Annotated in this window: 15 protein-coding genes; 12 read left to right on the plus strand and 3 right to left on the minus strand. The window is 62.3% G+C overall.

Translation table 11 applies throughout. From position 1 onward, the window contains the following. Window positions 1–35: 35 nt before the first annotated feature. The 4 genes from sseA (at window position 36) to FJ490_RS06195 (ending at window position 2,719) form a co-directional block, all read left to right on the plus strand. On the plus strand, window positions 36–887 hold the full coding sequence (gene sseA / locus FJ490_RS06180; RefSeq protein WP_140729127.1) for a 3-mercaptopyruvate sulfurtransferase: 852 nt from the start codon (window positions 36–38) through the stop codon (window positions 885–887). Window positions 888–889: 2 nt separating this feature from the next. Next, a complete protein-coding gene (locus FJ490_RS06185; RefSeq protein WP_140501320.1) occupies window positions 890–1,453 on the plus strand; it encodes a GNAT family N-acetyltransferase in 564 nt (187 codons plus the stop codon). 96 nt (window positions 1,454–1,549) lie between these two features. Next, entirely contained in the window at window positions 1,550–2,107 is a 558-nt protein-coding gene (locus tag FJ490_RS06190) for an OmpA family protein (RefSeq protein WP_140729128.1), read from the plus strand. Window positions 2,108–2,251: 144 nt separating this feature from the next. Continuing rightward, entirely contained in the window at window positions 2,252–2,719 is a 468-nt protein-coding gene (locus tag FJ490_RS06195; RefSeq protein ID WP_140557270.1) for a DUF1203 domain-containing protein, read from the plus strand. A gap of 368 nt (window positions 2,720–3,087) precedes the next feature. Here the strand turns inward: FJ490_RS06195 and ald are convergent, their stop codons facing one another. Beyond that, window positions 3,088–4,203 carry an alanine dehydrogenase gene (ald, locus tag FJ490_RS06200; protein WP_140501325.1) on the minus strand — a complete coding sequence of 372 codons (1,116 nt, stop codon included), beginning with the start codon at window positions 4,201–4,203 and terminating at the stop codon, window positions 3,088–3,090. Between the two features lie 158 nt (window positions 4,204–4,361). Here ald and FJ490_RS06205 point away from each other — a divergent pair, with 158 nt between their 5' ends. Next, the gene (locus tag FJ490_RS06205; RefSeq protein WP_140501327.1) at window positions 4,362–4,835 is read left to right on the plus strand and encodes an Lrp/AsnC family transcriptional regulator; all 474 of its coding nucleotides are present in this window, start codon (window positions 4,362–4,364) and stop codon (window positions 4,833–4,835) included. 30 nt (window positions 4,836–4,865) lie between these two features. Here the strand turns inward: FJ490_RS06205 and FJ490_RS06210 are convergent, their stop codons facing one another. Then, window positions 4,866–5,525, minus strand: coding sequence for a 5-formyltetrahydrofolate cyclo-ligase (locus FJ490_RS06210; protein WP_140515432.1), 660 nt, complete (start codon window positions 5,523–5,525; stop codon window positions 4,866–4,868). A gap of 165 nt (window positions 5,526–5,690) precedes the next feature. Between FJ490_RS06210 and FJ490_RS06215 the strand changes: the two genes are divergently transcribed. The 7 genes from FJ490_RS06215 (at window position 5,691) to FJ490_RS06240 (ending at window position 12,148) form a co-directional block, all read left to right on the plus strand. Then, window positions 5,691–6,956: an NAD(P)/FAD-dependent oxidoreductase gene (locus FJ490_RS06215; RefSeq protein WP_140729129.1), complete on the plus strand. Its 1,266-nt coding sequence runs from the start codon at window positions 5,691–5,693 to the stop codon at window positions 6,954–6,956. Window positions 6,957–7,108: 152 nt separating this feature from the next. Beyond that, the gene (locus FJ490_RS06220) at window positions 7,109–9,085 is read left to right on the plus strand and encodes a bifunctional 2',3'-cyclic-nucleotide 2'-phosphodiesterase/3'-nucleotidase (protein ID WP_140729130.1); all 1,977 of its coding nucleotides are present in this window, start codon (window positions 7,109–7,111) and stop codon (window positions 9,083–9,085) included. 200 nt (window positions 9,086–9,285) lie between these two features. Continuing rightward, entirely contained in the window at window positions 9,286–9,420 is a 135-nt protein-coding gene (locus FJ490_RS33500; RefSeq protein WP_263483007.1) for a hypothetical protein, read from the plus strand. A gap of 117 nt (window positions 9,421–9,537) precedes the next feature. Next, entirely contained in the window at window positions 9,538–9,828 is a 291-nt protein-coding gene (locus FJ490_RS06225; protein WP_140501335.1) for a Dabb family protein, read from the plus strand. Window positions 9,829–9,876: 48 nt separating this feature from the next. Beyond that, on the plus strand, window positions 9,877–10,767 hold the full coding sequence (locus FJ490_RS06230; protein ID WP_140557263.1) for a VOC family protein: 891 nt from the start codon (window positions 9,877–9,879) through the stop codon (window positions 10,765–10,767). Beyond that, window positions 10,764–11,609: a 3-deoxy-8-phosphooctulonate synthase gene (gene kdsA / locus FJ490_RS06235; RefSeq protein ID WP_140501337.1), complete on the plus strand. Its 846-nt coding sequence runs from the start codon at window positions 10,764–10,766 to the stop codon at window positions 11,607–11,609. The genes FJ490_RS06230 and kdsA overlap by 4 nt, the downstream gene beginning before the upstream one ends. Before the next feature lie 173 nt (window positions 11,610–11,782). Beyond that, complete coding sequence (locus FJ490_RS06240; RefSeq protein WP_140501340.1) at window positions 11,783–12,148, plus strand: PRC-barrel domain-containing protein; 366 nt, start codon at window positions 11,783–11,785, stop codon at window positions 12,146–12,148. Window positions 12,149–12,216: 68 nt separating this feature from the next. Here the strand turns inward: FJ490_RS06240 and FJ490_RS33505 are convergent, their stop codons facing one another. Further along, window positions 12,217–12,339, minus strand: a complete 123-nt coding sequence (locus FJ490_RS33505) for a hypothetical protein (protein ID WP_263483006.1) — start codon at window positions 12,337–12,339, stop codon at window positions 12,217–12,219. Window positions 12,340–12,458: the final 119 nt, after the last annotated feature.

A 12,458-nucleotide genomic window follows, 5' to 3' on the forward strand; every position in this document is an offset into this window, starting at 1 on the left:
GACAACGTCTGGTCAATGGCGGCAGGAGAACCACAATGGCTGAAGACAGTCCTTTCACCGTCGACGCGGACTGGTTGCAGGAGCGTTTGGGCCAGCCTGGCCTGACGATTGTCGATGCATCCTGGTATCTTCCGGCGCAAAACCGCGACGCGCGCGCCGAGTATGACGCTGGGCACATTCCGGGCGCCCGCTTCCTGGATCAGGACGCGGTCTCCGATCCGGACGCCGCGCTGCCGCATACGCTGCCGTCGCCGCAGCATTTCGCGCAGTATGTCGGCGCGATGGGCGTTTCGGCAGATGACACGATCATCGTCTATGACGGCCCGGGCTTTTTCTCGGCACCTCGGGCTTGGTGGATGTTCCGGGTGATGGGCGTCTTCCAGACCTATATCCTTGGCGGCGGTTTCGATGGCTGGAAAGCGGCAGGTCGGCCGGTGACGGCTGAACCGACCAAAATCGCGCCAAGCGTGTTCCACGCCGATTTCGACGCCGGCCGGGTCGCCAGCCTTGCCGAGATGCGCCGCATCGTCGAAACCCGGGAAAGCCAGATTGCCGATGCACGCGGGGCAGGACGCTTCACCGGCGCGGAGCCGGAGCCGCGTGCGGGCGTCCGTTCCGGCCATATGCCGGGCGCGCGCAACTTGCCTTATTCGGCGCTGTCGGAAAACGGCGTGCTTCTGCCGAAGGAGCGGTTGCGCAAGGTGGTCGAGGACGCCGGCCTCGATCTGTCGAAGCCAATCGTCACTTCCTGCGGCTCCGGCGTTACGGCGGCGGTGATCACGCTTGCGTTGGAAACGCTTGGCCATACCGACAACAGGCTTTACGACGGCTCATGGACCGAATGGGGCGGTCTCTCCGACACACCAGTCGTGACAGGCAAGGAATGACGATGGAAAACGGCGAGCTGAAGGACATCGAAGTCACGGTGACGTTCCTCGAGATGCATGCGCCACCGGCCGTGTCGCCGCCCATGCCCTACAACCGCCAGGTCGCACTCCTGAAAACTAAGGACATTCCGCTGCATTTCTACCGGTACCTGATGGATCGGGTGGGGCGTAAATGGCACTGGGTCAATGTGCTGAGGCTGGATGACGACGAGCTTTCGGCCGGCATCCACCGCGAGGATCGCGACATCAGGGTGCTCTATCTCGATGGCGCGCCCGCCGGTTTTTTCGACCTCAAGCCGCATCTGCCGGAAGAAGTCGAGCTTGCCTATTTCGGCATGATGGAACACGCCACCGGGCAAGGCATCGGCCGCTGGTTCCTGGGATCGGCGATCGCCGCGGCTTGGTCGTATGGACCGAAGCGGGTGACGGTGCAGACCTGCACGCTCGACCATCCTGCTGCCTTGCCGCTCTACCAGAAGCTCGGCTTCGCGCCGGTGGCGCAGAAGAAGGAGACCGTTCACCCTCTGCCCTTCGCCGAGCGCTCGGCCAGCGTCATGCGGCCATAGCGACGCCCTCACAAAAGCTGAACCTCTCGTTCATCCGCGCTTCAGCCTGTCTCTGCCATCTTGCCCGCACATAATACGGGCCGAAGGAGAAAAGACATGCTGACCCGCCGTACCCTTGCCGCCGCGCTGATCGCGGCAATCGCAATGCCCGGTCTCGCCGCCGCGCAGGCGACAACGCCTTCGGCCGCAACCATCGAACGAAAGCTCGAGGCGGCACCCCGCGTGAAGCTGCGCCCGAACGAGCGCGTCACCATCCGTGAGTTCAAGCGCCGGCCGGACCTGCGCCGCATGGCCCGGTCGATCGATATCCACTCGATCAATTTCGCTTTCGGCTCGGCCGCGATCTCCAGCTCGCAATACGACAAGATCGACACTATCGCCGATGCGTTGCAGCGTATCCTGCGCCGCAACCCCGGGGCGCGCGTCCTCATCGAGGGCCATACCGACGCCGTCGGCTCCTTCCAATCGAACCGGATCCTGTCGGAACAGCGCGCCGCCTCGCTGAAGCGCACGCTGGTGCGCGAGTTCGGCGTGCCGGCCTATGCTTTGGAGACGGTCGGTTATGGCGAGGAATTCCTGCTGGTGCAGACGCAGAACGAAAACTGGCGGAACCGGCGGGTCACCCTCCGTCGCTTTGACGACTTCATTCGCTGAGGGAGTTCCGACAATCCGGTGAAGTTCGCCTTGCCTTGGTCGGCTGGAACAAGCCGACCAAAGGGCCAATGATTGTCAAGAATCGGGTGGGAGGCGGGGGCTGATGCGCATAATTTCCGATCAATGACATCGGAGATTTTCGCCATGACCATCCAGTTCAAAGCCTTGCCGACACAAGATGTACGAGCGCTTCAGCGCGGCGGGCCCGATGCCTATGGAAACACGCCCGAGCGTAAGGTCTCCGACGGCGACGGCATGCCATGCCGGCATTGCCTGAAGAACATCGCCGACGGAGACGACTATCTCATCCTGGCCTACCGGCCATTCCCCAAACTTCAGCCCTATGCCGAGACCGGACCGATCTTCCTTCACGCGCAGGAATGCGAGCGCGCCGCGGAATCTCAGGCACTTCCCGAAATTCTCGAAAGCCCGGACTATATCGTGCGCGGCTACGGCAGGGATGACCGCATCGTCTATGGCAGCGGTGGCGTCATTGCGACCGATGCGATCGCCGCGCGCGCCGAGGCTCTCTTGGAACGCGACGAGATTGCCTACGTGCATGTCCGCTCGGCGCGCAACAATTGCTTCCAGTGCCGGATCGAACGTGTCTGACGTGGCGGTGCGATAGCGGAGCGCTGTCGTACTCCTGTCATACCATTGCGGTACACGGGTAGCCGTCGATCGATTTGTCGACCGCGGATGAACCGGCGGCAAATCTCGACATCGAGGAAGCGGGGCCTTGGCTCCGCTTTTTTGTTTGCCTGAACCTTCCACAGAAATTTTCTGCGCAAAGAAGCATATGGGCTTCGACTATTTGCCTGGAGGGCTCAGTTAAACTTGCAATTGGCGCCGAGACGCAGGTTGCAGCGCATGTTTCAGGCCCGAGCCTGGTGCAGGCCTGACAGCCGCCAATCTGGAAAGAAAAAACCCGCCGGGAATGACCGGCGGGCTGACGGGAGGCAGGTATCCTCTCAGGAGAATCAGGCCGCGAGAACCGCCTTCGGCTCGACCAGTTCGTAGCCGAGCGCTTCGGCGACCGCACGGTTGGTGATCTTGCCTCTGTGGACGTTGAGTCCATTACGCAGATGATGGTCGTCGACCAGCGCCTTCAGGCCCTTGTCGGCGAGCTGAAGGCCATAGTGCAGCGTCGCGTTGTTGAGTGCATGTGCTGAGGTGACCGGCACGGCGCCCGGCATGTTGGCGACGCAATAGTGGATGACGCCGTCGACCTCGTAGGTCGGCTCGGCATGTGTGGTCGCGTGCGAGGTCTCGAAGCAGCCGCCCTGGTCGATGGCAACGTCGACCAGCACCGACCCCTTCTTCATGCCCGAAAGCATTTCGCGCGAGACCAGCTTCGGCGCCGCAGCACCCGGGATCAGCACGGCGCCGACAACGATGTCGGCGGAAAAGCACTCTTCTTCCAGAGCCTCCACGGTCGAGTAGCGGGTATGGACGCGGCCGGCAAAGAGGTCATCGAGCTGGCGCAGGCGCGGGATCGAGCGGTCGATGATGGTGACGTCGGCGCCCAGGCCAGCCGCCATCCTGGCTGCGTGCAGGCCGACGACGCCGCCGCCGAGCACGGTGACCTTGCCGGGCAGCACGCCGGGCACGCCGCCGAGCAGCACGCCGCGGCCGCCATTGGCCTTCTGCAGCGCCGTGGCGCCGGCCTGGATCGACAGGCGGCCGGCGACTTCCGACATCGGCGCCAGCAACGGCAGGCCGCCCCGGTCGTCGGTCACCGTTTCATAGGCGATGGCGGTAACGCCCGAAGCGAGCAGGCCCTTGGTCTGTTCCGGATCCGGAGCAAGGTGAAGATAGGTGTAGAGGATCTGGCCATCGCGCAGTTGGGCCCATTCGTTAGGCTGCGGCTCCTTGACCTTGACGATCATATCCGACTTGGCGAACACATCGGCCGCCGTCTTGGCGATGGTGGCGCCGGCAGCGCGATAGGCGTTGTCGTCGGCTCCGATGCCGGCCCCGGCGCCGGTCTCGACCAGCACCTCATGTCCGTGGGCGACATATTCGCGGACCGAGCCGGGCGTAAGTCCGACGCGATATTCATGATTCTTGATTTCCCGGGGGCAGCCGACGCGCATTTTCTTTTCTCCTGACACGGCCCTTCGGGGCTCGTTCCCTGTATTGACGCAGTCAACCACGAATCGTTGCGTAAGTGTTTGCGAATGCACTTGCAGGAGGGTTCGCTATTCGATAATTGTTGCGTAGGATGCGCAAAAATTCGCAGGAATCACGAAGAATGCCACTCGACAGGATTGATATCGCCATTCTGGAGACCTTGCAGAAGGATGGCAGGATGCCGAACGCCGCCCTTGCCGAAAGGGTCGGCCTGTCGCAGTCGGCCTGTTCGCGCCGGCTCGACAATCTGGAGAAATCCGGAACCATCCGCGGCTATCATGCCCGGCTTTCCAATGCAGCACTTGGTCACCAGATGACGGCGATCGTGCACATATCGCTGTCGGGCCAGTTCGAGAAGACGCTGTCGGATTTCGAAGCTGCGATCAAGCGCTGCCCGAACGTGCTGTCCTGCCACCTGATGTCGGGCGAGTACGACTACATTCTCAGAATCGCTGCCAAGGACCTTGCCGACTACGAACGCATCCACAAGGAATGGCTGTCGGCGATGCCGCATGTGACGAAGATCAATTCGTCTTTTGCCCTGCGCGAAATCGTCGACCGGACGGCGATGGGCCTGAAGCCCGAAATGGCCTGAGCATTCTCAGCCTTCCATGCCTTCAGCCGTCTACGCCTTGGCAGCCTCCGTCACGATCCGGTCCATCGGGATATCGTGCGGCTGCGGGTAGATGGTGGCGATGCGCTGCAATTCGTAGCCGACGCCGATGACCAGCGGCTTGAACGGCATCGCCGCCAGCGTTCGGTCATAGAACCCGCCGCCATAGCCCAGGCGATAATTGCCGGAATCGATGCCGACGATCGGCGAGATGACGATGTCGGGCAAGACCGGTTCGCCCTCGGCCGGAATCGGAATGTTCCACACGCCCTTCTCCAGCCGGTCGCCCGGAACATAGGCCCGGAAGATCAGCGGCTGTGCCTTTTCGATGACGACGGGCAGCGCGGTGCGCCCGCCTCGTTCATTGATGGCGGCCATCCATGGCCGCAGGTCCGGCTCGCCGCGAAACGGCCAATAGAGGCTGACCATGCGGCCGTCGATATCGCCGATCGCCGCGTCGAGGGCTCCGGCGATGCTCTGCGACATCGCCGTTCGCGCATCGGCGGAAACCGCGAGACGCGCCGCGATCAGGCGTTCCCGTTCGGCCTTGCGCCATCGTCTGACGTCGGTCCAATCGGATATCGGCGCGTGAAACGCGGGATCGAGTTCGTGCATGAAGCATGGCGGCGAGGAATATTGCGCCGGACCCTGGTCGTCGTGATCGTTGGCCATGCTTCACCTCATCGCTGTTTTCCATAACGCTATACCCGGCGGCGGGATGCGACATGTGCATTCACGACATGGAACGACGAGTCTCGGGCACGGCCTTCGTGTTGTTGCATTGCACAAAAGCTCCTACATCAAAGGCATGCGATATTGCTGGTCAGGGTGAATGCGATGGATCAAGCCAATCACCATGTCGTCGTCGTAGGGGCGGGGTTCGGCGGCCTCGAATTCACCCGCGCTCTCGCCGGTGCGCCCGTGCGCATCACCATGATCGACAAACGCAATCACCATCTTTTCCAGCCGCTGCTCTACCAGGTCGCAACGACGGCGCTGGCGACCTCGGAGGTCGCCTGGCCGATCCGCCACCTGCTGCGCAAGCGCAAGGACGTGACGACGCTGCTCGCCAATGTCACCGGCATCGACCGAGCCGGAAAGCGCGTGCTGCTCGATGACGGCAGCACCGTCGCCTACGACACGCTGGTGCTCGCCACCGGCGCCCGACATGCCTATTTCGGCCACGACGAATGGGAGCCGTTCGCGCCAGGGTTGAAGACGCTGGAGGACGCCACCACCATCCGACGGCGCATTCTGCTCGCCTTCGAGCAGGCCGAGCGGGAAACCGATCCTGCCAGGCGCCAGGCGCTGCTGACGATCGCGATCGTCGGCGGTGGTCCGACCGGTGTCGAACTTGCCGGCACCATTGCCGAACTGGCGCACGACACACTGCGCGGCGAATTCCGCAACATCGACACGCGCGAGACGCGTGTGGTGCTGATCGAGGCTGGCGACCGCATATTGGCCAATTTCGCACCGAAACTGTCCGAATATGCCGGAAAGGCGTTGAAGCGGCTCGGCGTGACGATCGAACTCGGCCGGGCGGTCACGCGCTGCGACGCCGAGGGCGTCGTCTTCGGCGACACGCATCTGCCGGCGAGGACCATATTGTGGGCGGCGGGCGTTGCCGCTTCGCCGGCAGCCGAATGGCTGGGCGCCGCCGCCGACCGGGCGGGAAGGGTGCTGGTTGAACCCGATCTCACCGTGCCGGGCAGCCCCGAGATTTTCGTCATCGGCGACGCCGCTCTCGTGCTGCGGCCCGATGGACGGCCCGTTCCCGGCGTGGCGCCTTCCGCCAAGCAGGAGGGCCGCCATGTTGCCGCGACCATCAAGGCCAGGCTTGCCGGCGATACGAGCGTAAGGCCGTTCCACTACAAGCATGCCGGGGACCTGGCCACGATCGGCAAGCGCGCCGCGGCGATCGATTTCGGCTGGATCAGGCTGACCGGCTGGCCGGCCTGGTGGCTGTGGGGACTGGCGCACATCTATTTCCTGATCGGCTTCCGCAACCGGCTCGCGGTGTCGCTGAGCTGGCTATGGATCTACGTCACGGGCCAACGCAGCGCCCGCCTGATCACGCAGGGCGACGACGACAAGGGCTGATCTTCCGCGCTTGCGCCCGTTCATCCGCGCGTCATCTGTTGCTGATCGACTGACAACTCCGATGCGCGCAACTTCTTGAATGGACTCGAATAGGTTTCAGCGCGAAGTTCGCTTTCGGCCAGGGTCTTTCGTGTCGTCGAAAAGGAGAAAACATGTCGCCGGTCCATTCCGTCTCCCGCCGCGGTCTCCTCGCGGGCGCCGCCGCCACAGGCGCGCTGATTGCGCTTCACCCTTTCTCCGCCCGCGCCCAGGCCAACCAGGCGCATCTCCGGATCATGGAGACCACCGACATCCATGTGAATGTGCTGCCCTATGACTATTACGCCGACAAAGCGAATGACACGATGGGACTGTCGCGCACGGCCTCCCTGATCGACACGGTGCGCAAGCAAGCCGTTAATTCGATGCTGATCGACAATGGCGACCTGCTGCAGGGCAATCCGATGGGCGACTACATCGCCTATGAAAAGGGCATGAAGGACGGTGACCTGCATCCGATCATGAAAGGCATGAACCTGCTCGGCTACGAGTGCTCGACGTTGGGCAACCACGAATTCAACTACGGCCTGTCCTTCATGGACAAGGTTCTGGCCGGCGCCAATTTCCCCTTCGTCTGCGCCAACCTGATCCGCGGCACCGAGCTTGCCGCGAACCCGCGCGACGACAAGCTCTACCTCAAGCCCTACGTCATCCTCGACAAGAAGATCAGGGACGGTTCAGGCACCGAGCAACCGATCAGGATTGGCATCATCGGCTTCGTGCCGCCGCAGATCATGGTCTGGGATCTCAAGAACCTCGAAGGTAATGTCAGAACGCGCGACATTGTCGAGGCTGCCAAGGCCTGGGTGCCGCAGATGAAGGAAGAGGGCGCCGACATTATCATCGCGCTCTCGCATTCTGGCATCGACATCAAGCAGGGCGATATGATGGAGAACGCATCGTTCTTTGTCGCCGGCGTCGAAGGCATCGACGCGGTGTTCACGGGTCACCAGCATCTGGTGTTCCCTGGCAAGAAGGATTTTCAGGCGCTCGAAGGCGTCGATGCGCAAAAGGGTACGCTGCAGGGCAAGCCGGCCGTCATGGGCGGCTTCTGGGGCTCGCATATGGGCCTGATCGACCTGATGCTGGAGCGCGACGGATCGAAATGGAAGATCGTTTCCGCCACCTCGGAAGCGCGGCCGATCTTCGAACGTGTCGACAACAAGAACAAGCCGACTGTCGCGGACGACAACCGCATCATCGCCGCGCTCGAGCAGGACCACCAGGCAACGCTCGCCTATGTGCGTCGTCCCGTCGGCAAGACCGCAGCGCCGCTCTATTCCTATTTCGCGCTGGTCGCCGACGATCCGTCGGTTCAGGTCGTCAGCCAGGCGCAGACCTGGTACCTCCAGGACATCCTGAAAAACACACAATGGAAGGACGTGCCGCTGCTGTCGGCGGCAGCCCCCTTCAAGGCCGGCGGGCGCAATGGCGCCGACTACTACACCGATGTGCCGGCAGGCGACATCGCGATCAAGAACGTCGCCGACCTCTACCTTTATCCCAACACCGTGCGGGCCGTTGAGATCACCGGAGCGCAGGTCAAGGAATGGCTGGAAATGTCGGCCGGCATCTTCAACCGGATCGAACCTGGCAAGGCCGACCAGGCGCTCATCAACACCGACTTTCCGTCCTACAATTTCGACGTTATCGACGGCGTAACCTACAGAATAGATCTGTCGCAGCCGCCGAAATACGATGCCAAGGGCGGGCTGGCCAATGCTAGTGCCAATCGCATCGTCGGCCTGATGTTCGACGGCAAACCGATTGATCCCAATCAGAAATTTGTCGTTGCAACGAATAACTACCGGGCCGGCGGCGGCGGCAATTTTCCTGACATCGACGCTTCCAAAATTATCTACGAAGCGCCAGACACCAACCGCGACGTCATCGTCCGCTACATCGTCAAGCAGGGCACCATCAACCCGTCGGCGGACGGCAACTGGTCGTTCGCGCCGCTGCCCGGAACCAGCGTCGTGTTCGAGACAGGGCCCAAGGCGAAGGACCTCATCGCCGAAGTGAAGTCATTGAAGATCGAGCCGGCGGGCGCCGGCGAGGCAGGATTTGCGAAATACCGCATCCTTCTCTGACCGCCATTCGCAATTGGGACGCGGGCCATTTCTGGATCATGTCCGGCCAGTCGCCGGCGACGAGATCGAAGGCGCGCCGGCATAGATTTGGCAGTTCCAGGTGCCGAGAGCTCACATACCGGACGAGGGTCGACACGGATCCCATCTTTGCCTGGCGGAAACGTCTATGAGCACAGCCGGGCTTATGCGATAGATTAGCCATGCGTTATGTCATCGTCATCGCCGCCGTTGCGTTCTTCCTGATCTGGGACGGTCTCTACAACCAGGGCCGGTACCTCGATATGACGGTGAGGAATGTCTCTCACGTGGTGCGTTACGTCACCGGCAAGGTCTAGTCCCGTTCAGGTCTCATGCATCCCGGGCGCGTCGCAAGGACGCGCGGCACCCTGAACGGTTGACCTGACGGTTTCGTCGTCACAAAAGACCCCGGATTTTTGATCGAGGAGGCGGGGTTGATCCGGCATATCGTTTTCTTCAGCGCGCGGCGTGGCGAGGATGTGGAGGCAGTGCGCTCTGGGCTGCTGGCGCTCGGCGGCATTCCCCATTCCAGCCTGTTCGAGGTGACGCTGAACACCAAGGTCGATCCGCTGTCGGATGAGATCGACGTGGTCGTCTACGCCGAGTTTACCGATGCCGCCGCATTGGCCGCCTACAAGGCGCATCCGCTCTATGCGCAGACCACCAGCAGGGTCAAGCCATTGCGCGAACTGCGTTATTCCGCCGATGTGGTGGCCGGAAGCTGATTCGGGCGCCCTTGAACCCTTTTGCGCAATGATGCACACCGCGCTGGCATGATCCAAACACCACCCACAGGCACTCATCCGCTCGATCACCTCGTGCTGCCGACCTCGAGCCTCGATGTGGCGCGGGCGCGGCTGACGGCCCTCGGCTTCATCGTCGCGCCGACAGGCATCCATCCATTCGGCACGGAAAATTGCTGCGTCTTCCTCGCGGACGGCACCTATCTGGAACCGCTGGCTGTAGGCGATGATCAGGCCGCGATGAAGGCCGCCGGCCAGGGCAATGTCTTCGTCGCGCGCGACCGGCTCTATCGTGACCGCAATGGCAATGAAGGTTTTTCCGCCGTGGTCCTGACCACGGACGACGCCGATGCGGACCATGCACGCTTTGTCGATGCGAGCCTGTCGGGCGGGGACATGCTGGGCTTTTCGCGGGCGTTCACCGACGCTGCCGGCAAAAGCGACATGGCGTCATTCAAACTGGCCTTCGCGTCGACCGGGGGTTCAACCGATGCGTTCCTGTTCGCCTGCCAGCGCGTCAACGCGCCGGAAGTGGACCGCACGGCGCTGCAGGCTCATGCCAACGGTGCCACGGGAATTGTCGAGATCGTGGCGATCAGCGACGAGCCCGCCGAGCAGCGCCGGCTGATTTCCGTGGCAGTAAACGATCCGACGGCTGACGCGCGCGCCTCCATTTTTCGTCTACCTAACGCTATCTTGACTGTACTCGACCCGGCCTCTTTCACGGCACGCTTTGGCGTGCCCGCCGGTAAGCCGACGCAACTCCGCTTCGCGGCAGTCGTCTTTTCGGTTCGGCGTGCCGCCGTCGCGGCAGGTCTGCTTGCAGCCAATTCCATCAGATACGATATGTCGGGCAGTGATATCGTCGTGCAGCCGACATCCGGGCAGGGCGCGGCCTTCATCTTTCGGGAGATACAATGAGCAACGCCTTGGCGCCCAATTCATCGGTAACCGTCGGCAATGTCGTCTTCGACAACGCAGCGCCGCTGTCGCTGATCGCCGGCCCTTGCCAGTTCGAATCACGCCAGCATGCCTTCGACATGGCCGGCGCGCTGAAGGAATTGACAGGCAGGTTGGGCATCGGCCTCGTCTATAAGACCAGCTACGACAAAGCCAACCGCACCTCCCTGTCGGCAACGCGCGGTGCCGGCATGGAGGCGGCGCTCCCGGTCTTCGACGAGTTGCGCAAGGAATTCTCCTTGCCGGTACTGACCGACGTCCACACCGAGGAACAGTGCGCCATCGTTGCGCCGCATGTCGACGTGCTGCAGATCCCGGCCTTCCTGTCGCGCCAGACCGACATGCTGGTTGCCGCCGCAAGGACGGGCAAGGTGATCAACGTCAAGAAGGGACAGTTCCTCGCGCCCTGGGACATGAAGAACGTGGTGGCCAAGGTCACTGGCTCCGGCAACGCCAATGTCTTGACCACCGAGCGCGGCGCCTCGTTCGGCTACAACACGCTCGTCTCCGACATGCGGGCCCTGCCCATTATGGCCGACATTGGCGCGCCTGTGATTTTCGACGCCACCCATTCGGTCCAGCAGCCGGGCGGGCAGGGCGGTTCGTCCGGCGGCGAACGCCGCTTTGTCGAGACCTTGGCCCGCGCGGCTGTCGCCGTCGGCGTTGCCGGCGTCTTCATCGAGACCCACCAGGATCCGGATAATTCGACCTCGTCCGACGGACCGAACATGGTGCCGCTGAAGGACATGCCGGCACTTCTGGAAAGGTTGATGGCGTTCGATCGGGTAGCGAAGGCCCGCTGACCCCGGCGCAGCTGAAGGTCGTCGCCGCGGAGGGCATATATCGGCCTGCCACGTCAGTAAGAAGTCACCTTTATACAGGTGGAAAAAGTCGAACAGACCGGCGGAAAAGTCGGGAACCTTCGATCTCGCCCCTCATTGTGAAAGTCCAGAGCAACGACAATGAGGAGCACATCATGACAACCCAGGCAGGACACACAGAGGCTATCGCTGCTTCGCGGGTCATCGGCACATCCGTCTATAACACCGAAGGCACGAAGATCGGCAGCATCGAGGACGTCATGCTCGACAAGCTGTCCAACGGCATCATGTTCGCTGTGATCGGTTTTGGCGGCTTTCTCGGCATGGGTGAAAAATATCACGCCATCCCGTGGGCGAGTTTGGATTACGATGAGGATCGGGGCGGCTATGTCGTGCCATTCTCGAAGGACCAGCTGAAAGCCGCGCCCGCCTATTCGATCAACGAGCTGACGGGCGCCGATGGCGAGGCCGCACGTGACGCCTCCTACAATTACTACAAGGTCGAGCCTTACTGGCATTGACCGGCCAGCCTGACGTGAAAAGGCCCCCGCAAACCAGCGGGGGCCTTTTACATGATCGCCTGCCGTGCTTACTCCGCGCTGCGGAGGGTCGACAGTTGCACCGCGCCCTGTGGAGGCTGCTGGTTGTCGCAGGACGTCAGGAACGCCGCCGCGATCAGGAACAAACTCACGATACCGCTTAACTCGGACATGGCGAAACTCCTCCTGTTTCGCCCCGCGCAGCCGCCATCATAGACCGGCGGCCATCCTATGGCGCATGACTTATGATGACAGGAATTTGCGCTTCGTGAATCGCGCCGGCGGCAATAAT

It is taken from the genome of Mesorhizobium sp. B2-5-11, from assembly GCF_006440835.1.
Taxonomy (GTDB): Bacteria; Pseudomonadota; Alphaproteobacteria; order Rhizobiales; family Rhizobiaceae; genus Mesorhizobium.